24 protein-coding genes are annotated in these 26,669 nt (G+C 66.2%); 15 read left to right on the top strand and 9 right to left on the bottom strand.

The window, feature by feature from the left end; genetic code table 11:
• The first annotated feature begins 95 nt into the window (after positions 1–95).
• Together B3098_RS19285 and rlmD are read left to right on the top strand one after the other, a co-directional pair.
• The gene (locus tag B3098_RS19285; RefSeq protein ID WP_175121707.1) at positions 96–848 is read left to right on the top strand and encodes a TorF family putative porin; all 753 of its coding nucleotides are present in this window, start codon (positions 96–98) and stop codon (positions 846–848) included.
• A gap of 215 nt (positions 849–1,063) precedes the next feature.
• A complete protein-coding gene (gene rlmD / locus B3098_RS19280; RefSeq protein ID WP_286898526.1) occupies positions 1,064–2,557 on the top strand; it encodes a 23S rRNA (uracil(1939)-C(5))-methyltransferase RlmD in 1,494 nt (497 codons plus the stop codon).
• Positions 2,558–2,672: 115 nt separating this feature from the next.
• Here the strand turns inward: rlmD and cueR are convergent, their stop codons facing one another.
• Positions 2,673–3,065, bottom strand: coding sequence for a Cu(I)-responsive transcriptional regulator (cueR, locus tag B3098_RS19275; RefSeq protein ID WP_175121705.1), 393 nt, complete (start codon positions 3,063–3,065; stop codon positions 2,673–2,675).
• Positions 3,062–5,344 carry a heavy metal translocating P-type ATPase gene (locus B3098_RS19270; RefSeq protein ID WP_286898522.1) on the bottom strand — a complete coding sequence of 761 codons (2,283 nt, stop codon included), beginning with the start codon at positions 5,342–5,344 and terminating at the stop codon, positions 3,062–3,064. Before B3098_RS19270 ends, cueR begins: the two co-directional genes overlap by 4 nt.
• 151 nt (positions 5,345–5,495) lie before the next feature.
• Here B3098_RS19270 and B3098_RS19265 point away from each other — a divergent pair, with 151 nt between their 5' ends.
• From B3098_RS19265 to B3098_RS19255, 3 genes are all read left to right on the top strand, one after another.
• Positions 5,496–5,696 carry a heavy-metal-associated domain-containing protein gene (locus tag B3098_RS19265; protein WP_175121703.1) on the top strand — a complete coding sequence of 67 codons (201 nt, stop codon included), beginning with the start codon at positions 5,496–5,498 and terminating at the stop codon, positions 5,694–5,696.
• A 177-nt stretch (positions 5,697–5,873) separates the two neighbouring features.
• Entirely contained in the window at positions 5,874–6,602 is a 729-nt protein-coding gene (locus B3098_RS19260) for a glutathione peroxidase (protein WP_108005634.1), read from the top strand.
• Between the two features lie 275 nt (positions 6,603–6,877).
• Positions 6,878–8,308: a dihydrolipoyl dehydrogenase gene (locus tag B3098_RS19255; RefSeq protein ID WP_175121702.1), complete on the top strand. Its 1,431-nt coding sequence runs from the start codon at positions 6,878–6,880 to the stop codon at positions 8,306–8,308.
• A gap of 158 nt (positions 8,309–8,466) precedes the next feature.
• On the opposite strand, the gene B3098_RS19250 is transcribed toward B3098_RS19255, so the two are convergent.
• From B3098_RS19250 to B3098_RS19240, 3 genes are read right to left on the bottom strand one after another with little or no spacing between them, the layout of a single operon-like run.
• The gene (locus tag B3098_RS19250; protein WP_175121701.1) at positions 8,467–9,357 is read right to left on the bottom strand and encodes a 23S rRNA (adenine(2030)-N(6))-methyltransferase RlmJ; all 891 of its coding nucleotides are present in this window, start codon (positions 9,355–9,357) and stop codon (positions 8,467–8,469) included.
• A gap of 13 nt (positions 9,358–9,370) precedes the next feature.
• A complete protein-coding gene (gene ugpQ / locus B3098_RS19245) occupies positions 9,371–10,120 on the bottom strand; it encodes a glycerophosphodiester phosphodiesterase (RefSeq protein WP_175136628.1) in 750 nt (249 codons plus the stop codon).
• Positions 10,117–11,442 (bottom strand): M20/M25/M40 family metallo-hydrolase, encoded by a 1,326-nt coding sequence (locus B3098_RS19240; protein WP_286898512.1) that lies wholly within the window; start codon positions 11,440–11,442, stop codon positions 10,117–10,119. Before B3098_RS19240 ends, ugpQ begins: the two co-directional genes overlap by 4 nt.
• A gap of 352 nt (positions 11,443–11,794) precedes the next feature.
• Between B3098_RS19240 and B3098_RS19235 the strand changes: the two genes are divergently transcribed.
• The gene (locus tag B3098_RS19235; protein ID WP_175136626.1) at positions 11,795–13,753 is read left to right on the top strand and encodes a SurA N-terminal domain-containing protein; all 1,959 of its coding nucleotides are present in this window, start codon (positions 11,795–11,797) and stop codon (positions 13,751–13,753) included.
• 16 nt (positions 13,754–13,769) lie between these two features.
• On the opposite strand, the gene B3098_RS19230 is transcribed toward B3098_RS19235, so the two are convergent.
• The gene (locus tag B3098_RS19230) at positions 13,770–14,417 is read right to left on the bottom strand and encodes an arylesterase (RefSeq protein ID WP_286898509.1); all 648 of its coding nucleotides are present in this window, start codon (positions 14,415–14,417) and stop codon (positions 13,770–13,772) included.
• Between B3098_RS19230 and B3098_RS19225 the strand changes: the two genes are divergently transcribed.
• Together B3098_RS19225 and B3098_RS19220 are read left to right on the top strand one after the other, a co-directional pair.
• Positions 14,416–15,093, top strand: coding sequence for an ABC transporter ATP-binding protein (locus B3098_RS19225; protein ID WP_105238766.1), 678 nt, complete (start codon positions 14,416–14,418; stop codon positions 15,091–15,093). The two genes, B3098_RS19230 and B3098_RS19225, sit on opposite strands and share 2 nt — an antisense overlap.
• A 57-nt stretch (positions 15,094–15,150) precedes the next feature.
• A complete protein-coding gene (locus tag B3098_RS19220; protein WP_286898507.1) occupies positions 15,151–15,453 on the top strand; it encodes a hypothetical protein in 303 nt (100 codons plus the stop codon).
• Positions 15,454–15,519: 66 nt separating this feature from the next.
• Here B3098_RS19220 and fabV read toward each other — a convergent pair whose 3' ends face one another.
• Both fabV and B3098_RS19210 read right to left on the bottom strand, forming a co-directional pair.
• The gene (fabV, locus tag B3098_RS19215) at positions 15,520–16,710 is read right to left on the bottom strand and encodes an enoyl-ACP reductase FabV (protein WP_286898505.1); all 1,191 of its coding nucleotides are present in this window, start codon (positions 16,708–16,710) and stop codon (positions 15,520–15,522) included.
• A 118-nt stretch (positions 16,711–16,828) separates the two neighbouring features.
• Positions 16,829–17,791, bottom strand: coding sequence for a DMT family transporter (locus B3098_RS19210; protein ID WP_218343703.1), 963 nt, complete (start codon positions 17,789–17,791; stop codon positions 16,829–16,831).
• Between the two features lie 93 nt (positions 17,792–17,884).
• On the opposite strand from B3098_RS19210, the gene B3098_RS19205 reads away from it, so the two are divergent.
• The 7 genes from B3098_RS19205 to B3098_RS19175 all read left to right on the top strand — a co-directional run bounded on the left by B3098_RS19205 (position 17,885) and on the right by B3098_RS19175 (position 25,215).
• A complete protein-coding gene (locus tag B3098_RS19205; protein WP_286898503.1) occupies positions 17,885–18,772 on the top strand; it encodes a LysR family transcriptional regulator in 888 nt (295 codons plus the stop codon).
• A 339-nt stretch (positions 18,773–19,111) separates the two neighbouring features.
• Positions 19,112–20,158 carry a TRAP transporter substrate-binding protein gene (locus B3098_RS19200; protein ID WP_105238771.1) on the top strand — a complete coding sequence of 349 codons (1,047 nt, stop codon included), beginning with the start codon at positions 19,112–19,114 and terminating at the stop codon, positions 20,156–20,158.
• A 131-nt stretch (positions 20,159–20,289) separates the two neighbouring features.
• Positions 20,290–20,910, top strand: a complete 621-nt coding sequence (locus B3098_RS19195) for a TRAP transporter small permease subunit (protein WP_286898499.1) — start codon at positions 20,290–20,292, stop codon at positions 20,908–20,910.
• Complete coding sequence (locus B3098_RS19190; RefSeq protein WP_286898497.1) at positions 20,907–22,190, top strand: TRAP transporter large permease; 1,284 nt, start codon at positions 20,907–20,909, stop codon at positions 22,188–22,190. Before B3098_RS19195 ends, B3098_RS19190 begins: the two co-directional genes overlap by 4 nt.
• Positions 22,191–22,256: 66 nt before the next feature.
• Positions 22,257–22,940 carry a DUF2848 domain-containing protein gene (locus B3098_RS19185; protein ID WP_286898495.1) on the top strand — a complete coding sequence of 228 codons (684 nt, stop codon included), beginning with the start codon at positions 22,257–22,259 and terminating at the stop codon, positions 22,938–22,940.
• 90 nt (positions 22,941–23,030) lie between these two features.
• On the top strand, positions 23,031–24,380 hold the full coding sequence (locus tag B3098_RS19180; RefSeq protein WP_286898731.1) for an amidase: 1,350 nt from the start codon (positions 23,031–23,033) through the stop codon (positions 24,378–24,380).
• A 28-nt stretch (positions 24,381–24,408) separates the two neighbouring features.
• On the top strand, positions 24,409–25,215 hold the full coding sequence (locus tag B3098_RS19175) for a putative hydro-lyase (protein ID WP_286898493.1): 807 nt from the start codon (positions 24,409–24,411) through the stop codon (positions 25,213–25,215).
• Between the two features lie 37 nt (positions 25,216–25,252).
• On the opposite strand, the gene B3098_RS19170 is transcribed toward B3098_RS19175, so the two are convergent.
• Positions 25,253–26,669 (bottom strand): alpha/beta hydrolase (locus B3098_RS19170; protein WP_286898491.1); only part of this gene is annotated, 1,417 nt, incomplete at its 5' end.

The raw sequence follows: 26,669 nt of genomic DNA, 5'->3' as shown, positions 1-26,669 counted from the left end.
AAGGGATTTGAGCCGGCTTGACCTGCACAAGCCGGGCAGCCGGATGCGCCGCGCGCCGTCCGCTCTTTCGACTATCCGATCAGGACCTTCGCACCATGAATAAGACGTTGCTAGCCTTGCCCCTCGCGCTTGCCGCTTGTTTTGCAGGTGTGGCGCAAGCCGAACCCACCGACCTGGGTGGCGGCTTTTCGCTCAGCGGTAACGCCACCATAGTCAGCGATTACCGCTTCCGCGGCTATTCGCAGACCGACTTCCGTCCCGCCGTTCAGTTGGGCTTTGACCTGAACCACAGTTCGGGCTTCTACCTGGGCAACTGGAACTCCAACGTCTCCAGCTTCGTGTTCACCGACGGCAACCTGGAAATGGATTTCTACGGCGGCTGGAAGGGTGACGTGGGCGGCGGCTTCACGCTGGATGCGGGCGTGCTGCATTACTACTATCCCGGCTCCAGTTCCCCCAAGGGCGGGAACTACAACAACACGGACCTCTACCTGGGCGCGTCCTACGGCAACTACAGCCTCAAGTATTCGTACACGCCCAGCGACTTTTTCAGCACGCCGGACAGCAAGGGCACCTGGTACCTGGACGGAACGGCCACGTTCGACCTGGGCGACGGCTGGGGACTGCTGGGCCATCTGGGCTACCAGAAGCTCAAGAACCAGACCAACATGGACGGCGACTCGATCGGCCATTACGTCGACTACAAGGTGGGCGTGACCAAGGACCTGAAGGGCTGGATCCTCGGTCTGGCGGCCGTCGGCGCCACCAAGGACAACTGGCTGCCCACCAAGTACGGTCACCCGTCGGGCCGAATCGGCGCTGTCTTCTCGGTCGCGCGCTCGTTCTGATATCCGTGGCGGCGCCTGAATGGCGCCGGCCTTTGGGGCTGTTCCGGCACGCCGCCTTGCCCGGCGGCGGGCCGAAACAGCCCCTTTTTTACCCGCGCGGGGCGCAGCACCACGCGGCGCGGTGCGGGCCGCTCCGGCCCCATCAAACCCGATTTCCGGTAAATCGCGAAGTCCTTCTACAATCACGGGTTGCGTGCAATTCTGGACTGCGTGAGATGTCTGACGTTTTGAGTATCGAATCCCTGGACCTGGAAGCCAGGGGGATCGCCCGCCGCGACGGGAAAGTCATTTTCGTGGAAGGCGCCTTGCCGGGCGAACGGGTCACCGCGGTCACGTTGCGCCGCAAGCCTTCCTATGAAACCGCCCGTGTCGACGAGGTGCTGCGTCCCTCATCGCAACGCGTGGAACCCCGCTGCCCGCATTTCGGCGTCTGTGGCGGCTGTGCCATGCAGCATCTGGAGCCCACCACGCAGGTGGCGATCAAGCAACGCGCGCTCGAAGACACGTTCTGGCATGTCGGCAAGCTGCGCCCGGCGCTGATCCTGCCGCCGCTGCAGGGGCCGACCTGGGGCTACCGTTATCGCGCGCGCCTGTCGGTGCGCGTGGTGCCCAAGAAGGGCGGGGTGCTTGTGGGCTTTCACGAACGCAAGAGCAGCTTTGTGGCAGACATGCGCGAATGCCATGTGTTGCCGCGCCACGTCAGCGATCTGTTGATCCCGCTGCGCGAAATGATCGCGTCCATGTCCGCCCCTGACCGCATGCCCCAGATCGAGGTGGCGCTCGGCGAAGGCGTGACGGCGCTGGTGCTGCGCCATCTGCTGCCGCTGACCGACGGCGACATCGCCATCCTGCGCGCCTTCGCGGCCAAGCACAACGTGCAATGGTGGCTGCAGTCCAAGGGTCCGGAAACGGTGCACGCGCTGGAGCGCGAGCACAACGATGCGCTGTCCTACACCATGCCGGAGTTCGGCCTGCGCATGCCGTACCGGCCCACCGACTTCACGCAGGTCAACCACGCCATCAACCGCGCAATGGTGTCCCGCGCGCTCAAACTGCTGGACGTGCAGCCCACCGACCGCGTGGCCGATCTGTTCTGTGGCTTGGGCAACTTCACGCTGCCGCTGGCCACGCAAGGCCGCGAGGCCGTGGGCGTGGAAGGCAGCAAGGCGCTGACCGACCGCGCCTTCGATGCAGCGTCGCGCCACGGCCTGGGCGAGCGCACCAGCTTTGCCACGCTGAACCTCTTCGAAGTCGACGCGACCTGGCTGCGCAGCCTGGGCTACTTCGACCGCATGCTGATCGATCCGCCGCGCGAAGGCGCCCACGCGGTGTCGCAGGCGTTGTCCGATCTCACGTTCGAAGAACGGCCGCGCCGCATCGTCTATGTGTCCTGTAATCCCGGCACCTTGGCGCGCGACGCATCCATCCTGGTCCACGAGGGCGGCTACGTGCTCAAGAGCGCCGGCGTGATCAACATGTTCCCGCACACGGGCCATGTGGAATCCATCGCCGTATTCGAAACGCTGGATGCCGAGGGTGTGCGGGAGGCGAAGGAACGCGCTCGTCAGCGCGCGATCCAGGCAGCGGCCGATGCGGCGGCCGCCGAGGAAGCCAAGCTGGCCGCGGCGGCTGAAAAGGCGGCAGCCAAGCAGGCCGCCACCGAAGCTTACGAGGCCCGTGTCGCCGCCGAGGCGCAGGCGGACCAGTAAAAAGCAGCGGCGGGCGCACCCGCGGCGCGCGTACCCCCACGGTGGGCGTACCCCGCGGCGGGCGTCTCCCGCGCCGGGCGTTATCCCGCGGCCGGAAAACTTCCGCCGCGTGTCGTCAGTGCGAGCAACCCAGGTTCTCCAAAATAGGGCAGTCGGGCCGCTCGTCGCCATGGCAATGCTGCGCCAGATGCTTGAGCGTGGCGGCCATCTCGCGCAGCGCCTCCGCCTTGCGCTCCAGCTCCTCAACGTGCTCAAGCGCAATGCGCTTGACGTCTGCGCTGGCTCGGCTGCGGTCCTGCCAGAGCGCCAGCAGCTCGTTCATCTGCTCCACGGAAAACCCCAGATCGCGCGCGCGGCGCACGAAGCGCAGCGTGTGCACGTCATGATCGCTGTACACGCGGTAGCCGGAATCGGTGCGCACGGCGGGGCTGATCAGGCCGATGCTTTCGTAATAGCGGATCATCTTGGCCGAGATGCCGGATTGCTTGGCGGCTTGTCCGATGTTCATGCTTGCCTCCCGTGGGGGCGAAATGCCTTCAGGCGCAGCGCATTGCCCAGCACGAAGACGCTGGACAGCGCCATCGCGCCCGCCGCGAAGATCGGCGACAGCGACAGACCGAAGGCCGGATACAGCGCGCCCGCGGCCAGGGGTATCAGCGCAGCGTTGTAGGCGAACGCCCAGAACAGGTTTTGGCGGATGTTGGCCAGCGTGGCGCGGCTGAGCGCGATGGCGTTGGGCACGCCGTGCAGGTCGTCGGCCATCAGCACGACGGACGCCGCCTCGATCGCCACGTCAGTGCCGGTGCCGATTGCGATGCCGGTGTCGGCTGCGGCCAATGCGGGCGCATCGTTGATGCCGTCGCCCACGAACGCCACCTTGCGGCCGCCTTCGCGCAGCGTCGCGATAGCCTCGACCTTGCCGTCCGGCAGCACCTCGGCGCGCACTTCATCGATGCCCAACTGGCGCGCGACCGCCTGCGCGGTGTGGCGGTTGTCGCCCGTGATCATGGCGGTCTTCAGGCCTTGCGCGTGCAGCGCGGCGATGGCGGAGACGGCCGAGGGCTTGACCGGGTCCGTCACGGCGATCATGGCGCCCGCCTGGCCGTCGATGGCGACGTAGATCGGCGTCTTGCCTTCGTTGCCCCAGTCGGCGGCGCGTGCGCCGAATGCGCTGACGTCGACGCCACGTTCGGCCATCAGACGCGCTGCGCCCGCCAGCACTTTGCGGCCCGCCACCGTGGCCTCGACGCCGGCGCCGGTAATGGCGGCAAAGTTGTCGGCGGGAAGCAGTTCAATCTTGCGTTCGGCAGCCGCGGCCACGATGGCCAGCGCGATGGGATGCTCAGAGCGCGCCTGCACTGACGCCACCCACTGCAGGACCTGCTGCGGATCCTGGCACGGTGAGGGCTCCAGTTCGGTGAGTGTGGGCTTGCCCAACGTCAGGGTGCCCGTCTTGTCGAAGGCCACGACGTTGACGTCGCGCAGCGTCTGCAACGCATCGCCCTGCCGGAACAGCACGCCCATTTCGGCGGCGCGCCCGGTGCCCACCATGATGGACGTGGGCGTGGCCAGCCCCATCGCGCACGGGCAGGCGATGATCAGCACGGCCACCGCGTTGACCAGCGCATGGGATAGCGCCGGTTCGGGGCCCATGAAGAACCACGCCAGGAAGGTGAGCAGGGCGGCCGCCATGACCGCCGGCACGAACCACGCGGTGACCTGGTCCACCATCGCCTGGATCGGCAGCCGCGCGCCCTGGGCCGCTTCGACCATGCGGATGATCCGGGCCAGCATGGTGTCCGCGCCCGTGTGCGTGACGCGCAGCGTGAAGCTGCCGGACGTGTTCAGCGTTCCGCCGGTGGCCTGCATGCCCGGCTGCTTTTCCACGGGCACGGGCTCGCCCGTCAGCATGGATTCGTCGACGTACGAGCTGCCTTCGATGATGTCGCCGTCCAGCGGAATCTTCTCGCCCGGCCGCACCATCACGATGTCACCCGTGCGCACGCGTTCGATCTCGATGTCCTGCGCCTGGCCGTCGCGCAGCACGCGCGCGGTGCGCGGCTGCAGGCCGATCAGCCGCTTGATGGCCGCGCCCGTCTTGCCCTTGGCCCGGGCTTCCAGCATGCGGCCCAGCAGGATCAGCGTGACGATGACGGCGGCAGCTTCAAAATAGACGTTGCGCGCGGCGTTCGGCAGCAAGCCCGGCGCAAACGTGGCGACAACCGAATAGCCCCAGGCCGCGCCCGCGCCCAGCGCCACCAGCGAATTCATTTCGGGCGCGCGGCGCCACAGCGCCACAAGCCCCTTGGTGAAGAACTGCCGGCCCGGCCAGACCAGCACGGCGGTGGTCAGTACAAACTGCAGCAGCCAGCTGTTTTGCCGGCCAATCGTTTCCATCACCCAGTGGTACATGGCGGGAATCAGGTGCGATCCCATCTCCAGCGCAAACACCGGCAGCGTCAGGACCAACGCGGCGATGAATGCACGTTGCAAGCGGTGCGCCTCGGCGTCGCGGGCTTCGGACTGCCGCTCGGCATGGTCATCCTGGTCGGCGATCGGACGCGCCTCATAGCCCATCTTGCCGACGGCCGCGACGAGCGCCTGCGGCTCGGCAGCCGTGGGGTCGAAGGAGACCCGCGCGCGCTCGGTTGCAAGGTTCACTTGCGCCTGCGCAACGCCGGGAACATTCGCCAGCGCTTTTTCCACGCGCTTGACGCATGATGCGCAGGTCATGCCTTCGATGGCGAGTTCCAATTCGGAAAATGAGGACGAGCGTGCTGCGTGCATGACTATCTCGATCTGGATGGGAGCGCCCAGTTTCATCCTTCCCATCGTGGGAAGGTCAAGCGCCATTCTACGCTTGACCTTGACATGATGGGAACGTTTAACCTGCCCGACATGGTGGCTCAAGCGCCGCCGTCAACTTTTGGAGAAAACCATGAGCATCGCTTTCCAAGTGCCCGACATGACCTGCGGCCATTGCGTCAAGACCATCACCGGCGCCGTCAACGAGGCTGTCCCGGGCGCCGTGGTCGCCGTGGATCTGCCCACGCATCGCGTCACCATCAGCGGCACCGACCAGGCCGACAAGGTAGAAGCCGCCATCCGGGACGCGGGTTACGAGCCGGCCCGCGTCTGAGGACGCGAACGCGGCTTTGTGATAGCTTCTATCTTTCTTTGAATATTCATCAATCGAATTAGGCTATCGATCAATTAAAGTAATTAAATTGGATTAATTGATAGTCGAGATTTATGATTCTTTTCATGGCGGGCCAGAAACCCGCCACTTAAGTTATCAAACCAAGGAGAGAATCGAATGCTGCAAAACCGCGAAGGCCAACGTGTTCCGAATGTGACGTTCCCCGTTCGTGAGGACAACACGTGGAAGAAGGTCACGACCGACGACCTGTTCAAGAACAAGACGGTCGTGGTCTTCTCGCTTCCCGGCGCTTTCACGCCGACCTGCTCGTCCACCCACCTGCCGCGCTACAACGAACTGGCTCCCGCGTTCTTCGCCGCCGGCGTCGATAGCATCGTCTGCGTGTCGGTCAACGACACCTTCGTCATGAACGAATGGGCCAAGGACCAGGAATCGGCCAACATCACGCTGCTGCCCGACGGCAACGGCGCCTTCACCGAAGGCATGGGCATGCTCGTCGACAAGAGCGACCTGGGCTTCGGCAAGCGCAGCTGGCGCTATTCCATGCTGGTCAAGGACGGTGTCGTCGAAAAGATGTTCATCGAGCCGGAAAAGGAAGGCGATCCGTTTGAAGTGTCGGACGCCGACACCATGCTGGCTCACTTCGCGCCGTCCGCCAAGAAGCCTGACCAGGTCGTGGTGTTCTCCAAGCCCGGCTGCCCGTTCTGCGTCGAAGCCAAGGCGCTGCTGGACAGCAAGGGCTACGCCCCGATCGAGATCCCGCTGGAAAACAAGGTCCGCGGCCGCGTGATCGGCGCAGTGTCCGGCAAGGGCACGGCCCCGCAGGTGTTCATCAACGGCGCCCTGATCGGCGGCCTGGAAGACCTGAAGGCGCACTTCGCCTGATTGACCGGCGAGACGGCCGGGCAGGGGCATGGTCCCCGCCCGGTCGCCCGGAGCGCGCGGCGGTTGATTCCGCACTGGCCGCCGCGCGCTCCGGCGCAATGGCCGGCAACGTAGCCGCCGCGCTACTCCCGCAAGTTTCCCTTCTTTTGCGCCCTTGTGCGGGCGCCGTGCGTCCAAAATCAGGACGCAGGACGGCGTTTGCCTCGAGGGCACGCAACAAGGCGGAATTTGCCTTCACATTCTGATCATTACGCGACCACGGGGGATTCCCAATCATGAAGACGCTGCATACCGACATTGCTGTCATCGGCGCCGGAACCGCAGGCCTGGCTGCTTACCGAGCCGCCAAGGCGGCGGGCAAGCGCGCGCTGCTTATCGAAGGCGGCCCTTACGGCACGACCTGCGCCCGGGTCGGCTGCATGCCGTCCAAGCTGCTGATCGCGGCCGCCGAGGCGGCGCACGCGGCGGCGCACACCGATGCGTTCGGCGTGCATGTCGGCGGCGAGATCACGGTCGACGGCGCCGAGGTCATGGACCGCGTCAAGCGCGAGCGCGACCGCTTTGTGGGCTTCGTTGTCGACGGCGTGGAAAACATTCCGGCCGAAGACAAGGTGCGCGGCTACGCGAAATTCGTGTCCGACACCGTGCTGCGTGTGGATGACCACACCGAAATCCAGGCCTCGCGTGTCGTGATCGCCACCGGCTCGCGGCCGTCCGTGCCGCCGCCTTTCCGCGCGCTCGGCGATCGCCTCGTTGTGAACGATGACGTGTTTGCGTGGGACGACCTGCCTAATCGCGTGGCGGTTTTCGGGCCTGGCGTGATCGGGCTGGAGCTTGGCCAGGCGCTCGCCCGGCTGGGCGTGGAAGTGCGCGTGTTCGGCATGAGCGGCAGCCTGGGCGGCATCAGCGATCCGCAGGTGCGGCAAACCGCCCGCAAGATCTTTCAGCGCGAGTTCTATCTGGACACCGATGCCCGCGTCCTGGAAACCAGCCGCGTCGGCGACGAGGTGGAAGTGCGTTACGTGGCGCTGGACAACAGCGAGCGCACCGAGCGCTTCGACTACGCGCTGGTCGCCACGGGCCGCCGTCCCAACGTCGATGGTCTTGGTCTGGAAAACACGTCGCTGGCGCTCAACGCGCAAGGCGTGCCGCAGTTTGACCGGCTGACGATGCAGGCGGGCAGCTCGCCGATCTTCATTGCCGGCGACGCCAACGCCGACGCGCCGCTCCTGCACGAGGCCGCCGACGAAGGGCGCATTGCGGGCGAGAACGCGGCGCGCTTCCCGGAAGTGCGCGAGGGATTGCGCCGTGCGCCGCTGGGCGTGGTCTTTTCGGATCCGCAGATCGCGCTGGTCGGCGCAGGACACGCCAAGCTGGTGCCGGGCACGTTCGTTACCGGTGCAGTGGATTTCAGCGACCAGGGCCGTTCGCGCGTCATGCTGAAGAACCGCGGCATGCTGCATGTTTACGCCGATATTGAAACAGGCCGCTTCCTGGGCGCCGAGATGATCGGACCCAGCGCGGAGCACATCGGCCATCTGCTGGCGTGGGCCGTGCAGCAGGAGCTCACGGTGGCGCGCATGCTGGAAATGCCGTTCTACCACCCGGTGATCGAGGAAGGCCTGCGCACCGCGCTGCGCGATGCCGCGTCGAAGTTGGCGCTGGCGCAGGAAGCGATGCGCCAGGCCGACGTGGAAACGGTCTGAGCGCCGCTGATGTAAGCGGGGCGCGGACGCAAAAAGGGTCGCTGACCTGAAAGGGTCGCGGACCTCATAGGATCGCGATCGCAAAAAAAGGGCCGCGCCATGAAGGCGCGGCCCTTTGTCGTCGGTGCGGCCGCATTGCCCCGGTGCGGGGCAGGGCGTCAGTCGTCCGATTGCTTCTTCGGCACCGGGAACGGGTTCTCGCGGTATTGCAGCGTGAAGCCTGCGCGTTCGTCCTGTGCCAGTTCGCGCGCCAGATACGGCATAGCCTGTTTCAACGCGTCGTGCAGTGTCCAGGGCGGGTTGATGAGGAACATCCCGCTGCCGTGCAGGCCGTAACCATCGATGGTCGCCTTCTTGACGGTCAGGGTGGCGTGCAGCCAGCTCTTGACCTTCAGGTTCTCGAAATGGCGCGCCATCTCGCTGGCCTCGCGGCGTTGCACCAGCGGATACCAGATGGCATACGTGCCGGTGGCAAAGCGCTTGATGCACTCCTTCACGGTGAGGAGCGTGCGCCGATAGTCGTGCTTGTCCTCATACGACGGGTCGATCAGCACCATGCCGCGTCGCGTGGGCGGCGGCAGCAGCGCCTTGATGCCCTCGAAACCGTCGTCGCCGTAGATTGTGGTCTGGCGCTGCGCGGCGCGGCCCTGGTGCTCCAGGTTGCCGACCAGCGTGTCGATTTCGGTGGGATGCATCTCGAACAGGCGCAGGCGGTCGGACGGGCGCAGCGCGTCCAGCGTCAGCCACGGCGAGCCCGGATAACGGCGCAGACGGCCGTTGGTGTTGTAGTCGCGGATGCGCGCAACGTAATCGGCCAGCAGTGGCGGCAGGTCCTGCGCTTCCCACAGGCGGCCGATGCCGTCCGCGAATTCGGACGTCTTGGCTGCCCAGTCGCTGTCCAGGCTGTAGAGGCCGGCGCCTGCATGGGTGTCGATGACCCAGTACGGGGCGTCTTTCTTGTTGAAGTAGTCCAGGGTATGGACCAGGATGGCGTGCTTGAGCACGTCGGCATGGTTGCCGGCGTGAAAGGCGTGGCGGTAGCTGAACACGGGGCTTTCTGCCTCAGGCGGCGGGCCGGATGGCGGCCAGCTCGTCGGTGAAAATGCCGTCGATGCCCCAGTCGAGCAGCAGGCGCGCGCGCTCGGGGTCGTTGACGGTCCAGGCCGCGATGCGGTAGCCGGCGGCGTGCACGGCGTCGATCAGTTCGCGGGTGGCGTCCTTCTGGTTGATGTTCAGCGCCACGCATTCATATTTGGCAAGGCGTTCGCGCCAGTCGGCGGGCACCTTTTCCACGAGCAGGGCGCGCGGCAATTCGGGAGCGGCCTGGCGGGCGGCTTCCAAGGCTTCTTCGGCAAACGAGGACAACAGCGGCGCGGTGCCGGCGCCTTGCCACAGTTCGCGGGCCGCCAGGGCGACGGCGCGGCCGGTTTCGGCTTCGCGGCCGGGGCAGGGCTTGATCTCGACGTTGCTGGCGATGCCGTTGGCCAGCGTGTAGCGGGCGACGGCGGCAAAGGTGGGGAGCGGTTCGCCGGCGTAGGCCGCCGAATGCCAACTACCGAAATCAAGCTGCGCCAGTTCGGCGTAGGTCTTGGCGGCGGCAGGGCCTTTGCCGTTCGAGGTGCGGTCGACGTCGTCGTCGTGCATCAGCACCAGCACGTTGTCGCTGCTGAGCTTCACGTCGTACTCAAACATGGTGAAGCCGTGTTCGGCGCCGACGCGCATGGCGGCCAGCGTGTTCTCCGGCGCCAGACGGCCGCCGCCGCGATGCGCGATGTGGCGGGAGTAAGGCCAGGAGGGGAGGTTTGCGGTCATTTGGTGCTGCTTTGGGGTTCTTTTGGGACAGGTTGCAAGGATACCTTGTTCTGCGACACGTCCATGATCATGCGCGTGGCCAGATACAGGCGCGGCACGATGCTGCTCACAAGGACGTACTCGGCGTCATTCGAATGCGCGCCGAATCCGCTCAGTCCCATGCCCTCGATGACGGGTCCGCGGGCCTTCAGCGCCGCAAAGGCGGCGTCCGTGCCGCCACCGCTGGCCCGGTCCACCACCTTAAGCGGCAGGTCGAGCTCCTGGTAGACCTTCACGCCGTGCTGGGCCAGGGCGCGCGACGCCGCAGTCGCCTCCAGCGGCGGGCGGCGGACCTCGAACTTCACGCTGACCTTGGACTCGGGCAGCAGTTTCTTCTGGATGCGTTCCTCCAGCGTGCGCGCCAGGGCGTCGAAGTCGGCCACGCGCAGCGCCCGCGCGTCGCCCTGGGCGGTGGCCAGTCCCGGAATGACGTTGCGGTTGGTGCCTGCCTGGGCGACGGTCCAGTTCAGCTTCAGCCCCTCGTCGGGCTTGGAAAGATCGTCCAGCTGCAGGAGCTGGTGCGACAGCTCGTAGAGCGCATTGACGCCGCCCTCCGGCCGGGCGCCTGCGTGCGAGGTCTTGCCCTGCACGGTCAGGTACGCCGCCCCGATGCCGCTGGTGGCCAGCGTCAGGCGCGGTTCCATGCCGCCGCCCTCGAACGAAAAGACCGCATCCTGATCGGCGCCCAGGCGGGTGATGGTGCTGCGCGCGCCGGGCGAGCTGATCTCTTCGTCCCCGTTGATCAGCACCGTCAGCGTGCCGTAGTCGGCAAACTTCAGTGTTTTCAGGAGCGCGATGGTGTGCAGGATGGCCGCCACGCCGTGCTTGTCGTCGGCAATTCCCAGGCCATAGGCCTTGTCGCCGTCGATCCTGAACGGCTGGTCCTTCAGCATGCCGTTGCGGTACACCGTGTCCATATGGGCGATCAGCATGATCTTCTTGCTGCCGCCGCCCTTGAACTCCGCGTGGACCATCGGCCCGACCTTCTCGGGGGTGTCGTCCAGCCGGAACACGTCGGTAGGCGCAATGATCTCGACGGCGCCGCCCAGTTCCTTGAGCCGGTCGCGGATCAGTTCGGCGATGCGTTCAACGCCTTCGACATCCTTGCTGCCCGACTCGATATTCACCAGATCCCGCATGGTATCGAGCATTGCCTGCTGCTGGCCCTTTGCCGCGTCCAGCACATTGGCCACCGGGGCGGCCTGCGCGGCGTGGGCGCAGCTCAGAAACATCAGGGCGACACAGGACTTCAGCAACGGGAGGCGGGAAGGCATGAACGGCATCGTGGGTGACCTTTTTGCGCGCGGGAAGGGGAGCCGGCCTGGCGCCGGCCTGGCAGGGCGGCCCTCGATCTGCGGGCTAACCCCAGCCCACGATACGAGCGCGGCGCGGGGGCGGTAATGGGGGATTCCCGGGTTGACGGACCTCGCCCTCCGTGGGGACGGATGGTCCACGACGCCGCGCATTGCCCGTTGGCTTGGGCAATGGCCGCGCAATGAATGAGAAATGGTAAAATCCGCCCGCTGAACCCGGTTTGAACCGGTATGGGAATAGAGGCGAATCGACTTCGCCTTTTTTTATGCGTTTTCGTGCGGCCCCGGGCGTCTACCCCCGGAGCGCGGCAACAGGGATTCCATGTTCGAATTTATTCGCAGCCATCGGCGCTGGATGCAGTTCATCCTGCTGATCTTGATCGTGCCTTCCTTCTTCCTGGTCGGGATTCAAGGCTATGACAGCTTCATGAGTCGGGAGCCCGAGCTGGCGACGGTGGCTGGCCAGCCGATTTCCCGCGCCGAGTTTGATCAGGCGCACCGCAACCAGCTTGACCAGTTCCGCCAGCGCCTGGGCGCCCAGTTCGATCCGGCCGTGATCGATACGCCCGCGCTGCGTGAAGGCCTGCTGAACCAGCTCATCAACCAGCGCCTGCTCGCCAACGTGGCCGCCGACAACCGTTTCTCGGTGTCCGACGAGACGCTGCGCAACACGATCGCCGCCATCCCCGAAGTCCAGGATAACGGCCGCTTCTCGCCCGAACGCTATCGCCAGGTGCTGGCCGCGCAGGGCATGTCGCCGACGTCGTTTGAAGCCGGCCTGCGCCGCGACCTGGCCATCGCCCGTGTGCTCGAGCCCGTCGGCGAATCGGCCCGCGCGCCGGCCGAAGTGGTCGCCGCCGTGGAATCGGCGCTGACCCAGGCCCGCACCGTGCAACTGCGCAACTTCTCCGCCGCGGACTTCCGCTCGCAAGTCACCGTGAACCCGGCCGACATCCAGGCCTGGTACGACGCCAACAAGCAGCAATTGCAGGTGCCGGAACAGGTGCAGGTGCAATACCTGGTGCTGGACGAAGCCGCCGCCACGCAAGGCGTGCAGGTCAAGGACGAGGACCTGGCTTCGTATTACGAACAGAACAAGAACCGCTTTGGCCAGCCCGAGCGCCGCCGCGCCAGCCACATCTTCATCGAGCTGCCGTCGGGCGAAGACGCCCGCAAGGCCGCGCGCGCCAAGGCCGAAGACATCGCCAAGCAGGCCGCTGCCGATCCCGCCAAGTTCGCCGAACTGGCTGCCAAGAATTCGCAGGACGCCGGCTCGGCCGCCAAGGGCGGTGACCTGGGCTGGATTGCCCCGGGTGCGCAGCCCGGCCCGTTGGACAAGGCCATCTTCGGCCTGGCCCAGAACCAGGTGTCCGGCGTGGTCGAAAGCCCGTTTGGCCTGCACATCGTCAAGGTCACGGAAATCAGCCCGGGCGCCGTCAAGCCGCTGGCCGAGGTCAAGGACCAGATCACCGCGGAAGTCCGCAAGCAGATCGCCGCGCAGCGTTTTTCCGAGATGGCCAGCCAGCTGAACAAGCAGGTCTACGACCAGCGCGACAGCCTGCAACCGGCTGCCGACGCCGTCGGCCTGAAGCTGCGCACCGCTTCGGGCGTCACCCGCGAAGGCCTGCTGCCCGCCGACAAGGCCGGTCCGGGCTCCGCCGCTGATAGCCCCGACGCCGCGCTGCTGGACAACCCGCGCGTGCGCCAAGTGCTGTTCTCGCCCGACGTGCTGCGCGAAAAGCAGAATTCCGGTGTGATCGAACTCGCGCCCGACACGATGCTGGCCGTGCGCGTTGCCTCCGTTGAACCGGCCCACGTGCCGCCGCTGGACAAGGTCAGCGAAGTCATTCGCGCCAAGCTGCTCGACGAGCGCTCCGCCGAAGCCGCCAAGAAGGCCGGCGAAGCGGCCCTGGCGGCCGCCAAGGCTGATCCCGCCGCGACGCCCGAAGGCTTCGGCCCGGCCATCAGTGTGACGCGCCAGAATCCCCAGGATCTGTCGCGCCCGGTGCTGGACGCCGTGATGCGCCTGCCGTCGGCCACGCTGCCGGCCTTCACGGGGGTGCAGTCCGGCGTGGACTACACGCTGGTGCGTCTGGAAAAGGTGGAAGCCGGCAAGTCCGATGCGGCCGACATGGAGCGCCTGGCGCAGCAACTGTCGGGTGCATGGGGCCAAGCCGAAAACGAGGCTTTGATCCGCATGCTGCGCCAGCAGTACGAGGTGAACGTCACGCCCGCCGCCGCGGATGTCATCCGCGGCGATCAGGCCCAGGCCGCGGGCTGATCGCCCTGTCAGATAGTCAGTTCAACATGGGCCGCAGCGCCGGCCACACGTTGTCCAGCAATTGAGGCTGGGCATCCTCGTTAGGGTGGATGCCGTCAGCCTGAAACATCGCCCGGTTCGTCGCGATACCTTCCATCAGGAAGGGCACGAGCTGGGCGTTTTCGTTTTTGGCCACATTGGAAAACACCGCGGCAAAGCGTTGGGCGTAGTCCCGTCCGTAATTGGGCGGAATCTGCATCCCGACGATCAGCACCTCGGCATCGGCCTTGCGCGCCGCCTGGGTCATGGTCCGCAGGTTTTGCTCGGTCATGTTCAGGGGCAGGCCGCGCAACGCGTCGTTGGCGCCCAGCTCCAGCACGACGACCGCCGGCGCATGCTGGCGCAGCAGGGCGGGCAGGCGGGCAACGCCGCCGCTGGTCGTGTCGCCGCTGATGCTGGCATTGACGACCTGGAACTTCGGGTATTGTTCTGAGATCCTCGCGGACAGCAGGGGCACCCAGCCCGTGCCGCGTTTGATGCCGTATTCGGCGGACAGGCTATCGCCCACCACCAGCACGGTGCGCGGCGTGGAACCCTGGGGCGCCGCGGCGGTCTGAGCGTGGGCGGGCGCCGCCGCGGCGGTCGCGAAGGCAGTCACAAGAAGCAGACGGGAAAATAGGCGCATGGATAGCAATAACTCAATCGTGGTGAAAGGGCTGGGCAAGCGGGTGGCCGATGCCGGTGGATCGCTTTCTATCCTGGAAGGAATTGATTTTACGGTCGCGGCGGGCAGCGCCGTGGCCATCACGGGCAGCTCGGGCTCGGGCAAGTCGACTCTGCTGGGACTGCTGGCCGGTCTGGATGTTCCCAGCGTGGGCAGCGTACACCTTGCCGGGCAGGACCTGTTCGCCCTGGACGAAGACGGCCGCGCGCGCCTGCGGGCCAATCACGTCGGCTTCGTGTTCCAGTCCTTCCAGTTGCTGCCCAACCTGACCGCGCTGGAAAACGTGATGCTGCCGCTGGAGCTGGCCGGCCAATCCGCGCGCGAGGCCGCGCAGGCCATGCTGGAACGGGTGGGGCTGGGCGCGCGCCTGCACCACTATCCGCGCACGCTGTCGGGCGGCGAACAGCAGCGTGTGTCGCTGGCCCGTGCGTTTGTCGTGCAGCCGGACCTGCTGTTTGCCGACGAGCCCACCGGCAGCCTGGATGCCGCAACCGGCGTGACGGTCATCGATCTGATGTTCGACCTGCACCGCGAGCACGGGACGACGCTGGTGCTGGTCACGCACGATCCGCAACTGGCGGCGCGCTGCGGGCGGCAACTGGTGCTGGCCGCCGGCCGCATGGTCACGGACGATTGAGACGAATACCCATTGCTGTCGCAAATGTACGGGAGTAGGCTAACTCAAGGAGTTGCCATGTCTGCCCGTACATCCATCCATGCGTTCTTGGTTGTTGCGTTGCTGGCGCCCGCCGTTGCCGGCGCGAGCGGTGGTGTCATCCGCTTTGTCGGTGGCATTGTGGAGCCGGCAGGGTGCATGCCGCGTGTGACGCCGGCAAGCGCCGGTGGACTCCCCCGCGTGGCTTGCGCGCCTGAATCCCGGGCCCGCGCCGAGGATCCGGCGCCGCGGGTCAAAACCTCCGTGCGGGAAGTGCCCGCGGCCAATGCCGAAGCGCAAGCCTCAGGCAAGCGCTATCTGGTGACGCTGGAATACCTGTAGGAATGGCGCCGTCCCGGTGCGCCGGGACAGCACGAGCAACGCGCGGCCGGCACCGCCGCCCTGCGTTCACCCCAGATTGCGGATCTCCACGACCGGATCGACGTCGGCCGCGTAATCGACGCCGTCGATTTCAAACCCGAACAGCCGCAGGAAATCGCGCTTGTAGCCAGCAAAATCGGTCAGCGCATAGAGGCTGTCCGTATCGACCTGATCCCACAGCGCCTGCACCCGCGCCTGCACCTTCGGGTCCAGTTCCTTGTAGTCGGCGCGCAGCCGGCCTTCGTCGTCCAGGATCGGCGACGGGCCGCACAGGCTGTCGCGATAAAGCCCATACACCTGCTCGATGCAGCCTTCGTGCGTGCCGTCTTCCTTCATGACCTTAAAGAGCAGGGACAGGTACAGCGGCATCATCGGGATGGCCGAGCTTGCCTGCGTGACCACTGCCTTGAGCACCGACACGCGCGCGTCGCCCCCGTGTTCCGAAAGCCTGGCCCGGATGTCCAGCACGCGCTGGTCCAGGTCTTTTTTGGCCGCGCCGATGGACCCGTTCCAGTAGACGTCGTGCGTGATCTTTTCGCCCAGATAGGTAAAGGCCGTGGTGGTGGCGCCGTCCGCCAGCACGCCGGCCTCCAGCAGCGCGTCGATCCACATCTGCCAGTCTTCGCCGCCCATCACGGCGACGGTGGCGTCGATCTCGTCCTGCGAGGCGGGTTCCAGCACGCCGTCCTTGATGAGCTCCTTGTCGGTGTCCAGGCCGCGCAAGGTCACGGATTTGCCGATGGGCTTGAGCGTGGAGGTGTAGACCTGGCCCGTCTTCGGGTGCGTGCGTCGCGGGGCGGCGAGGCTGTAGATGACCTGATCGACCTGACCCAGGTCCGCCTTGATGGCGGCGATGGTCTTTTGCTTGATCTCATCGGAAAAGGCGTCGCCGTTGATGCTCTTGGCGTACAGGCCTTCGGCCTCGGCAAACTTGTGGAACGCGGCGCTGTTGTACCAGCCCGGCGTGCCCGGCTTGGCGGCGTCGCCCGGCCGTTCGAAGAAGACGCCCAGCGTCTGCGCGCCACAGGCAAAGGCCGCGCTGATGCGTGCGGCCAGCCCATACCCCGTCGAGGCGCCCAGGATCAGCACGCGCTTGGGGCCCCCAGGCACCGGTCCTTGCGCCTTCACGTAGTCGATCTGTTGCTTCACGTTGGCTTCGCAGCCGGCAGGATGGGTGGTGACGCAGATGAAACCGCGCACGCGGGGCTTGATGATCATGGGAGCCTCTTGTTGGGAATACGCCAGGGACGGATGCGGGAATGGGCATCAGGCGAAGCGCATTGTACGGGAGGCGGCCGGCCCGCGATTTCGAATCTGTCGCCGATCAACGCCGGGCTTACGTGCCGCGGGCAGCCCGCGCCGCCGCGGCGCTCTGCGCGCGGCCCCGGCGCCATTCGATCATGCCGATCCCCACGCCGCTGGCGCAGATGATGGCGATGCCCAGCCAGGTCAGCGGGTCGGGAAAATGGCCCCATACCAGCCAGCCCACGGACGTGGCGCTGATGATCTGCAGGTAGATGAACGGCGCCAGCGTGGACGCCGGCGCGCGGCGATAGGCGGCGATCTGGAACAGGTGGCCCACGCAGCCCGTGATGCCGGTGGAGATCAGCACGGCCCAGTCGAACGCCGACAAGGCCTGCAGGAACGGCAGGGCGGGCGGCAGGATGAAGGGCAGGGCAAGGGTCAGGCAGATCGTGCCCACCGCACCGCTCCAGATCAGCGAGGTGAAGGGGTCGTCGCCGGCGACGCGGCGTGTGGCGATGAACTGGGCCGTGAAGCAACAGGCCGTCAGCAGGCCGAAGATCGTGCCCACCGGGTGCAGGCCGCCGCCGGGGCGGATGACGATCAGCACGCCGACAAAGGCGATGCCCGCCGCGACAAAGCGCGACATGCGCGCGGGTTCCTTCAGGATCCAGGGCGCCAGCGACAGCACGAGCAACGGCGCCAGGAAATTGATGGACGTGGCCTCGGCCTGGGGGATGTAGCTCAGCGTCGTGAAGAACATGAGTGTGGCCAGGAACATCGAGCCGCCGCGGATGAGCTGCTCGCGCGGCTTGGTGCTGCGCAACACGCCCATGCCGCGCGCGGGCAGCACAAGCGCCAGCACGAGCACCAGGTGGATGGCGTAACGGAACCACGACAGCACGAGCAAAGGTACGCCCGCGTCCATGACCCACTTGCCGCTCGCGTCCAGGCACGACAGGGTCCACATCGACAGCACCAGCAGCAGCACACCGATCATCGGGCCGCGCGCGGCGGACGCGCCGGAGCGCGGGCGACCGTTATCGGCCGGGGACATGGAGGGTACTCCTTTCAGCGTGCACGAGGCATGGCGCCTTTGGGGCGATGGGCGGCTGACATGATACGCTCATCGCGCCGGGGGAAAAGGCCAATGATAGAACTACGCAACGTCGAAACGTTTTTCTGGGTCGCCACGCTGGGCAGCTTTCGCGCCGCGTCCGACAAACTCAACACCACGCAACCCGCCGTCTCGCAGCGCATCGCTTCGCTGGAGGCCGACCTGGGCGTCAAGCTGTTCGAGCGTGATGCGCGCGGCGTCAAGCTGACCGCCAAGGGACACGAACTGCTGTCGCATGCCGAGCGCATGCTGCAGGTGCGGCGCGACATGTTCGAAGCCGCGCGCGAGCAGAACGTCATGTCGGGAACCGTGCGCATCGGCGTGGCCGAGACCATCGTGCAGACCTGGCTGCCCGCGCTCATTGAACTGATCCACGCGACGTATCCCGCGCTGGTGCTGGAAATCGAAGTCGATACCACGAATGTGCTGCGCTCGCACCTGATGTCGCGCCAGATCGATCTGGCGTTTCTGATGGGGCCGGTGCTTGAAGCACGGGTCGAGAATCTGCCGCTGTGCACCTACCCGCTCGCGTGGGTCGCCAGTCCGGTGCTGGATCTGGGGCCCGAGCCTCTGACGCTAGCAACGATCGGCAAGCTGCCGATCATCACCTATCCCTCCAACAGTTCGCCGTACCGCGTGGTGCGCGACATGCTGACCCGTGCGGGTGTCACGTCGCCGCGCATGTATGGCAGCGCCTCGATGTCCATGGTGGTGCGGATGACGCAGGACGCGATCGGCACCAGCGTGATCGCGCCCGTGTTTCTGGGCAAGGAGCTGGCGCGCGGCGAGTTGCGCATTCTGCAGGTGCAGGCTGATCCGCTGCCCGAGTTGAGCTTCACCGCCACGTGGGTGCAAGGGCCGGACAGCCATGCCGTGCGCGTCATCGCGCAGATGGCGCAAAAGGTTGCCGCGCAGACCTGACCGGCAATTTGGCCGTAGGTGTTTTCCCGAGCGGGCGGCGTCGCGGATTGCTTGTTGCATAAGCGAGAAGGGTGCCGCCGCGCTTGCCCGTCGGCCGCAAAGCCGCGCCGATGCGTCGTTTGCGCGGATTGGCGCCGCCGCACGCCGCGAGACCCAAAAAATATTTATACCCCCACATCGGAACTTACGATTGGACGCTCGCCGCCCCTGACGCTGCAATGGCGCTCATAACGGAGTAGCGGCTGGATACACATCCGAGACCACCGATTCCTACCGGCGCGCAACCAGGACAACGGGATCCCGCGCGCGGCACACGATCCCGCAGCCAGGAGTTTTTCCATGAAGAAGTCCCTTGCTTTTGCCGCCATCGCCGCCAGCCTTCTGGCCGGCGCCGTCCACGCCCAGGACCTTCCCAAGACCCACTTGAAGATCGTGGGCGGCCTGTCCAACCTGACCGCCTACAACGACTACGAAAAGCCGTTCTGGACCAAGACCATTCCCGAGCAGTCCAAGGGACAGGTCACGGCGGAGATCAAGGGCTTCAATGAAATGGGCTTGAAGGGGCCCGAGCTGCTGCGCCTGATGTCGCAGGGCGTCATCGAATTCGGCACCGCCACGCTGTCCTACTTTGCCAGCGACAACCCGATCAACGAAGCCATCGACCTGGCTGGCCTCGCGCCCGACGTCAAGACGGCGCGCGCCGTGACCGAAGCCTTCGAGCCCGTCTACGCCAAGTTGTACGGCGAAGGCAACAACGTCAAGTTGCTGGGCATCTCCACCTATCCGGCGCAGGTGCTGTTCTGCAATGCCGAGATCAAGGGCCTGGCCGACATCAAGGGCAAGAAGGTCCGCACCAGCAGCCGCACCACGGCCGAATTTGTCGAAGCACTGGGTGGTTCGAGCGTGACGATGGCCTTCGGCGAAGTCGTTCCCGCGCTGCAGAACAAGGTGGTCGATTGCGCCATCACGGGCTCGCTGTCGGGCTACTCCGCCAAGTGGTACGAGGTGTCGACGCACCTGGTGGCGCTGCCGATCAACTGGAACCAGCAGATCCATGCCGTCAACCAGAAGGCCTGGGACAAGCTGGATCCGAAGGTGCGCACGTTCCTGCAGGACAACGTCAAGACGCTGGTCGACAACATCTGGGATGCCGCCGCGCGCCAGACGCAGGAAGGCTATGACTGCAACACCGGCGCGGCTGCGTGCCCGTTCCCGGTCAAGGGCAAGATGGTCCTGGTGCAACCCTCCGACGCCGACAAGGCGCTGCTCAAGAAGGTGGCGCAAGAGGCCGTCCTGCCCAAGTGGGCCGCCCGCTGCTCGGCGCAGTGCGTGAAGGACTGGAATGCCACGGTCGGCAAGACGCTGAACCTGACCGCCAGCAAGTAAGCGCCAGGACGCGCCGGCCCGCGGGCCGGCGCGAATTCCGGCCGGTGATGGCGCGCGCTGGTCCGTGACCTTGGCATGAGGTCCGCGGCGCCCGCACGCGATGGCAGGCCGTGCCACCTGAGGTTCCATTCATGACTCAAACCGAACACTTCCGCCTGCTCGGCGGCCTGTTGCGGCGCGCGGAGAGCTTTTCCCGCGCGGCTGTATGGGCCGGCGGCGCCCTGACCGTGGCCAGCGTGCTGCTCATTTCCTTCGACGTGCTGGCCCGCAAGTTCCTGGGTTTCACGACCGGGGGCGCGGACGAACTGTCCAGCTACGCGTTTGCCATCAGCACCTCCTGGGCGCTGGCGTTTGCCACGCTGCAGCGCGCCAACGTGCGCGTCGATGTGCTCTATCAATACCTGCCGGTTCGCCTGTCGGCCGTGCTGGACTGGATCTCCATGGTGGCATTGGCCGTCTTCATGGTGTTTCTGACGTATTACGCGTACGACGTGGTGGTGACGTCCTGGACGCAGAAGTCCTCTGCCAACACGCCGCTGGCCACGCCGCTCTGGATTCCGCAGGGGTTGTGGGTGCTGGGTCTGGCGTGGATGTGCATCACGGTCGCGCTGATGCTGGCGCGGGCATCCGCCGCGCTCGTCACGGGCGATATCGAACTGGTCAAGCAGATCTGCGGCGTGCGTTCGGCGCAGGAAGAGGCTGACGAGGAAGCCGCCGCAGGCGAGCGCATGGTGAAGGGAGAAGCCGCATGATTGCCACCGCCTTGACCCTGTTGCTGGTCCTGATCGGCCTGTCGATCCCCGTGGGCGCCGCGCTTGGCGTCCTGGGTCTGATCCTGGATCCGATGTTCTCGATGCTGCCGCTGACGCGGGCCATCGGCGAGATCTCCTGGAGTTCGAACAACGAATTCCTGCTGGTTGCGATTCCGCTGTTCATCATGCTGGGCGAAGTGCTGCTGCGCGCCGGTTTTGCCGAGCGCATGTACGGCGCGATGAGCCTATGGCTGTCGTGGCTGCCGGGCGGACTGATGCACGCCAACATTGGCGCCTCGACGCTGTTCTCGGCGACATCCGGCTCCAGCGTGGCAACGGCTGCTACCGTGGGCACCGTCGCCATTCCGCAGATCCGCAAGTACGGTTACAACGAGCCGCTTTTTCTTGGCAGCCTTGCCGCGGGCGGCACGCTGGGTATCCTGATCCCGCCTTCGATCAATCTGGTCATCTATGGCGTGCTGACGAACTCGTCGGTGCCCAAGCTGTACCTGGCCGGCATCATCCCCGGCTTTGCGATGGCGGCGCTGTTCATGCTGACCGTCGTGATCGCCTGCGTGGCCAAACCGTCGTGGGGCGGCAAGAAGATCCACGCAACGTGGGGCGAACGCATCGCCAGCCTCGTGCATCTGGCGCCGCCGCTGGGCATCTTCTTCCTGGTGGTCGGATCGATCTATGCGGGCCTGGCGACGCCTACCGAGGCCGCCGCGCTGGGCGTGCTGGGCGCGTTCATCCTGGCCGCGTGGTTCCGCCGCCTGACGTGGTCGATGCTGCGCGAGGTGATGGAAGGCACGATGCGGTCCACGGCCATGATCATGCTGATCGTCATTGCCGCCAGCTTCCTGAACTTCGTCATGTCGGCGACGGGCCTGACCGATGCGCTGACCAAGTCCATCACCGGTCTCGGCCTGTCCCCTGGCTGGATGCTCCTGATCGTGGTGATCTTCTATCTGGTGCTGGGCTGCTTCATGGAGACGCTGTCCATGATGATCACGACGATTCCCATCGTGGCGCCCATCATGATCGCGCTGGGCTACGACCCCATCTGGCTGGGCATCGTGATCATCATTCTGGTCGAGGCTGCGCTCATCACGCCACCCGTGGGCCTGAACCTGTTCGTCGTGCAAAGCCTGCGCAAGAGCGGCTCGATGAGCGCCGTGATTGTCGGCAGCCTGCCGTTCGTGGCGGCCATGTTCGTGATGCTGGCGCTGCTGGCTTTCTGGCCCGACATCGCGCTGTGGTTGCCGCGCGTCTTCGGTTGATGACTCTTTGATTCCGGCGCGGCCCGTTGGCCGCGCCGCTTCCCACTCCTTCTTCGCAGGACTGATATGAAAGCCGTATTCAAGATCGACGACGCCAATCCCCGCCAGGTGGAAGTGGCCTTCAACAGCGTGATCGTGGCGGGCTGGGCCGGGCGCGACATGGCTGCCATCGAACACCACATCGAGGAACTGGCCGCCATCGGCGTGCCGCGTCCGAGCAGCGTGCCGCTGTACTACCGCATCGCCGAAAACCAGCTCACCCAGTCCGCCAATGTGCAGGCGCTGGGCGAGGAATCGTCGGGCGAGGTCGAAACGTTTGTCTTTGCCGTCGACGGCGAGATGTACGTCAGCATCGCTTCCGACCATACCGACCGCAAGCTGGAGACCGTCAGCGTGGCGATGTCCAAGCAGGTCTGCGTGAAGCCTGTTGGCGCCGAAGCCTGGCGTCTCGCGGACGTGGCGGGGCACTGGGACGAACTGATCATCCGCGCCTACATCGTTGAAAACGGCGAGAAGGTGCTGTACCAGGAAGGGCCGCTGTCCACGTTGCGCACGCCGCAGGATCTGATCGCGGGCTACACGGGCGGCGGCGCCGTCCTGCCGGATGGCGCAGGCATGACCTGCGGCACGGTGGCCGCCATCGGCGGCATCCGCCCGGCCGCGGATTTCACGATGGAACTGCACGATCCGCGCCTGAATCGCACGCTGCGCCACCGCTATCATGTCGAGTCGCTGCCCGTGGTCGCCTGATGGCCGCCACGCTCGGCGCTGAATCCGGGCGCGTTCCCCGCGAAGGCGCCCGACCGAACACTTACGCCGCCAGGCGGCATTAGGACAATGATGGTTTCGACCCTGAATGATCTGACCTCGGCCCTGCGTGAGGGCCGCAGCACCTCCGTCGCGTTGACCGAAGCCGCGCTGGCGCGGGCTCAGGATCCGGCGGGCGAGGGCGCTCGCGCCTTCACCAAGCTCTATGCCGATTCGGCGCTGGCGCAGGCGCGCGCGTCCGACACGCTGCGCGCGGCCGGCATCGTGCGGTCCGCGATCGAAGGGTTGCCCATCAGCATCAAGGACCTGTTCGACATCGCGGGCGAGACCACGATGGCCGGGTCCGTGGCGCGCGAAGGCGAGCCGGCGGCCGAAGCGAATGCCGAGGTCGTGCAGCGCCTGATCGCCGCGGGCGCCGTCATCATCGGCCGCACCAACATGACCGAATTCGCGTATTCGGGCCTGGGCATCAATCCCCACTACGGCACGCCGCTCAATCCGTACGACCGCGCCACCGGCCGCATTCCCGGCGGCTCGTCGTCCGGTGCGGCGGTGTCGGTTGCGGACGGCATGGCCGTCGCGGGCATCGGGTCGGATACGGGCGGCTCCGTGCGCATTCCTGCCGCCCTGTGCGGCCTGACCGGGTTCAAGCCCAGCGCCTGGCGGGTGTCCATGCAGGGCGTGCTGCCGCTGTCGGCCAATCTGGATTCCATCGGCCCCATCGCCGCCAGCGTACGCTGCTGCGCCGAACTCGACGCCATCCTGTCGGGCGACGCGGGTCCCTTGCCGCAGGCGCTGCCCGTGCGTGGCCTGCGTCTGGCCATTCCGACGACGCTGGCGCTGGACGCCATGGACAAGCATGTCTCCGACACCTTCGCGGCGACGGTGCAACGGCTGGAGGACGCCGGTGCGCTGATCGACCGGATCGAGATTCCGGAATTCGCCGAGCTGGCCGCCATCAACAGCAAGGGCGGTTTCACCGCCGCCGAAGCCTGGGCCTGGCACCGCGACCTGATCGCGCGCGCGGGCAAGCGTTACGACCCGCGCGTTGTCTCGCGCATCATGCGCGGCCAGGATATGACGGCCGCCGATTACATCGAACTGCTCGATGCGCGCGAGGCGTGGGTAGCCGCTGTGGACCACCGCATTGCCGGTTACGACGCGCTGATCATGCCCACGACGCCCATCGTGGCGCCGCCGGTCGCGGACCTGCAGGGTTCCGACGAAGCCTACTACGCCGCCAACGGACTCATCCTGCGCAATCCCACCCTCATCAATTTCCTGGACGGCTGCGCGCTGTCCTTGCCCTGCCACGCGGCGGGCACGGCGCCCGTGGGCCTGATGATCGCGGCCAGCAATGGTGCGGACCGCCGCGTCCTGGGCATCGGCCTGTCGGTCGAAGACCTGTTCGCCGCGCGCTGAGCGGCGCTTACCTGCAACGAGAGAACCCATGCCAGACGCCGATAACGTTAGAACCAGCCTCGCGCTCGCCCGCCAGGCGCGGCTGGATGCCCGCAGCGGGCGCCTGACGGGTCCCACGGCGAATCTGGCGCCGGGGCACGTTCAGGCCAACCTGGCGATTTTGCCGCGCGCGCTGGCGGCGGATTTCCTGCACTTCTGCCAGCGCAATCCCAAACCGTGTCCCTTGCTGGCCATGTCCGAGGCGGGCGACCCGTCGTTGCCCGAGCTTGGCGCGGACATCGACATCCGCACCGACATCCCGCGATACCGGGTCTGGAAGGACGGCGAACTCGTGGCGGAGCCGACGGACGTGCGCGACCTGTGGCGCGACGACCTCGTGTCGTTCCTGATCGGCTGCTCGTTCTCTTTTGAAGAGGCGATGCTGGACAACGGCTTGCCCGTGCGCCACATCGAGCAGGGCAGCAATGTGCCCATGTACCGCACCAACATCGCAACGCAGCCGGCTGGCGTGTTCGGCGGTCCGCTGGTGGTGTCTATGCGGCCCCTCAAGGCCGCCGACGCGATCCGGGCGATCCAGGTGACGTCGCGGTTCCCATCGGTGCATGGCGCGCCCGTTCACATTGGCGATCCGTCGCTCATCGGCATCTCGGATATCGGTGCACCCGATTACGGCGATCCCGTGGAGATCCGCCCTGGCGAAATGCCGGTGTTCTGGGCGTGCGGCGTGACGCCGCAATCGGTGGTGGCGGCGGTGCGGCCGGAATTCTGCATCACGCATGCGCCGGGCCACATGCTGGTCACCGACCTCATCAACAGCCGCATGGCGGTGTTCTGATCCGGGCGCGGCCCGAGAGTGGTTTGTCGGCGGGGCGTCAGCGCTGTTGCATCAGCGTCTTGACGCGCTGGTCGTAGTCGGGCGGGAAGGTCCAGAAGCGCATGCCTTGCTGCGTAAAGCCTTCCTGCAGCCCGCGCTCGGCCGGCGCCTTGTGCCACAGGAACTGCATCAGCACGTCGCTGCTGACCCACGCGTTGCCGAACCAGAAGCTGTGGGCGCGGCGATTCAGATCGGGGATGGCGCGCGGATCGACCCAGATCATGTCGAAGTTCAGCCGCTGCGAGGCGGCGTTGACGAAATCCACCTGCTCCTCGGTCAGATCGTCCGCATCGGGCCGGCCGGCCCGTGACGCCCGCTGGTGGCGCGCTGCGAATCGCAAGGCGCGATCACCTAGATTGGCGCCCAGGCTCACGCGTTCGGTCAGGTCGATGTACTGCCGCAGGTCCGTCACGAAGCGGTACGTGTCCTCGTCGGGCGCCGCGAAATAGATCTGGCCCAGACGCAACCGTGCGCGCAATGCCTCGCGGCTTTCGCCGTCGCGGGGCTGAGCCAGCGTGGCGAGTCCTTCACTGGCAATGCGCGCGCCCGCGCTGAACGCCAGCACGTTGATGTGCTCGGCATTCGTGTTGCGCGCGAGCAGTTCCAGCAGGCGCGCGAAGGCGGGCACGGATGCCCGCGCGGTGCGGACATCCGTGGCATAGGACAGCAGGCTGCCGGCCGATGGCCAGAGAAAGGCCAGGACGACCGCCTGCCGGCCCGTAAAGTGATGAAACTGCGCGGCCTGCGCGGTGCCGCGCCATACGGCATTGTTGAAGCCGTGCACATAGACGATCAGGTCGCGGTGCCGGCTGACCGCCAGGGCGTCGTTGATTAGCGCGAAGTAGGCCTGGGCCTCGGGCGAGGATTCTGCATCGCTCTGCGGCGTGAGGGCAACCAGCTCTTCCATACGCTCCAGGCTGAGCACCGGCCTGCCGCGCTGGCTGCCGGTGGTGGAAAGCTGGCGCAATTGATCCCAGTCCAGCGTCCCGTCGCCGATCTGCACCTTGGCCACGCCCATGCGCAGCGTGTCGCTGGGAAAGATGGAATAGAAGGGTTGGCGCGATTCCAGGAAGACGGCGCGGTTGGTGGCGTACAGGAGCGGAATCGAGGTGATGTCGGCCGCCGCCTTGTGTGCGAAGGGGTCGGCCTGGCCCGTCGTGAACTTGACGGGTGTGGGCATGAGTTGCACGGGTGAGGAGCAGGCTGCCAGCAGTGTCGTGAGCAGCGCGGCCAGGAGGGCGCGGGCAGTCCCTGACTGGCAAATCGCCGAGGCGAGCGAGCGGGCATTGAAAAAGCGCATGCGGTGGGCCCGGTTGATGGGGGAGCCAAACGGCAAAGGCACGCGTGGATTGTCGCCGTGGTGCAGGCGGTGATCAAGGGGGAAGGGGGGGGCGGCTTGAATGGATAGCCGCGGG

The organism is Achromobacter sp. UBA2119 (assembly GCF_002331005.1).
Lineage (GTDB): Bacteria > Pseudomonadota > Gammaproteobacteria > Burkholderiales > Burkholderiaceae_B > Achromobacter > Achromobacter animicus.
This window is presented reverse-complemented; position numbering and strand designations above follow the sequence as displayed.

What these genes read in the sequence shown, in the direction of transcription:
- B3098_RS19195 (WP_286898499.1), top strand. Translation starts at nt 20,290, where the DNA reads ATGACTCAAACCGAACACTTCCGCCTGCTCGGCGGCCTGTTGCGGCGC.
- B3098_RS19190 (WP_286898497.1), top strand. Translation starts at nt 20,907, where the DNA reads ATGATTGCCACCGCCTTGACCCTGTTGCTGGTCCTGATCGGCCTGTCG.
- B3098_RS19205 (WP_286898503.1), top strand. Translation starts at nt 17,885, where the DNA reads ATGATAGAACTACGCAACGTCGAAACGTTTTTCTGGGTCGCCACGCTG.
- B3098_RS19210 (WP_218343703.1), bottom strand. Translation starts at nt 17,791, where the DNA reads ATGTCCCCGGCCGATAACGGTCGCCCGCGCTCCGGCGCGTCCGCCGCG.
- B3098_RS19265 (WP_175121703.1), top strand. Translation starts at nt 5,496, where the DNA reads ATGAGCATCGCTTTCCAAGTGCCCGACATGACCTGCGGCCATTGCGTC.
- B3098_RS19180 (WP_286898731.1), top strand. Translation starts at nt 23,031, where the DNA reads ATGGTTTCGACCCTGAATGATCTGACCTCGGCCCTGCGTGAGGGCCGC.
- B3098_RS19175 (WP_286898493.1), top strand. Translation starts at nt 24,409, where the DNA reads ATGCCAGACGCCGATAACGTTAGAACCAGCCTCGCGCTCGCCCGCCAG.
- B3098_RS19270 (WP_286898522.1), bottom strand. Translation starts at nt 5,344, where the DNA reads ATGCACGCAGCACGCTCGTCCTCATTTTCCGAATTGGAACTCGCCATC.
- B3098_RS19200 (WP_105238771.1), top strand. Translation starts at nt 19,112, where the DNA reads ATGAAGAAGTCCCTTGCTTTTGCCGCCATCGCCGCCAGCCTTCTGGCC.
- B3098_RS19260 (WP_108005634.1), top strand. Translation starts at nt 5,874, where the DNA reads ATGCTGCAAAACCGCGAAGGCCAACGTGTTCCGAATGTGACGTTCCCC.
- B3098_RS19240 (WP_286898512.1), bottom strand. Translation starts at nt 11,442, where the DNA reads ATGCCGTTCATGCCTTCCCGCCTCCCGTTGCTGAAGTCCTGTGTCGCC.
- B3098_RS19185 (WP_286898495.1), top strand. Translation starts at nt 22,257, where the DNA reads ATGAAAGCCGTATTCAAGATCGACGACGCCAATCCCCGCCAGGTGGAA.
- B3098_RS19255 (WP_175121702.1), top strand. Translation starts at nt 6,878, where the DNA reads ATGAAGACGCTGCATACCGACATTGCTGTCATCGGCGCCGGAACCGCA.
- B3098_RS19230 (WP_286898509.1), bottom strand. Translation starts at nt 14,417, where the DNA reads ATGCGCCTATTTTCCCGTCTGCTTCTTGTGACTGCCTTCGCGACCGCC.
- cueR (WP_175121705.1), bottom strand. Translation starts at nt 3,065, where the DNA reads ATGAACATCGGACAAGCCGCCAAGCAATCCGGCATCTCGGCCAAGATG.
- B3098_RS19235 (WP_175136626.1), top strand. Translation starts at nt 11,795, where the DNA reads ATGTTCGAATTTATTCGCAGCCATCGGCGCTGGATGCAGTTCATCCTG.
- ugpQ (WP_175136628.1), bottom strand. Translation starts at nt 10,120, where the DNA reads ATGACCGCAAACCTCCCCTCCTGGCCTTACTCCCGCCACATCGCGCAT.
- fabV (WP_286898505.1), bottom strand. Translation starts at nt 16,710, where the DNA reads ATGATCATCAAGCCCCGCGTGCGCGGTTTCATCTGCGTCACCACCCAT.
- B3098_RS19285 (WP_175121707.1), top strand. Translation starts at nt 96, where the DNA reads ATGAATAAGACGTTGCTAGCCTTGCCCCTCGCGCTTGCCGCTTGTTTT.
- B3098_RS19225 (WP_105238766.1), top strand. Translation starts at nt 14,416, where the DNA reads ATGGATAGCAATAACTCAATCGTGGTGAAAGGGCTGGGCAAGCGGGTG.
- rlmD (WP_286898526.1), top strand. Translation starts at nt 1,064, where the DNA reads ATGTCTGACGTTTTGAGTATCGAATCCCTGGACCTGGAAGCCAGGGGG.
- B3098_RS19220 (WP_286898507.1), top strand. Translation starts at nt 15,151, where the DNA reads ATGTCTGCCCGTACATCCATCCATGCGTTCTTGGTTGTTGCGTTGCTG.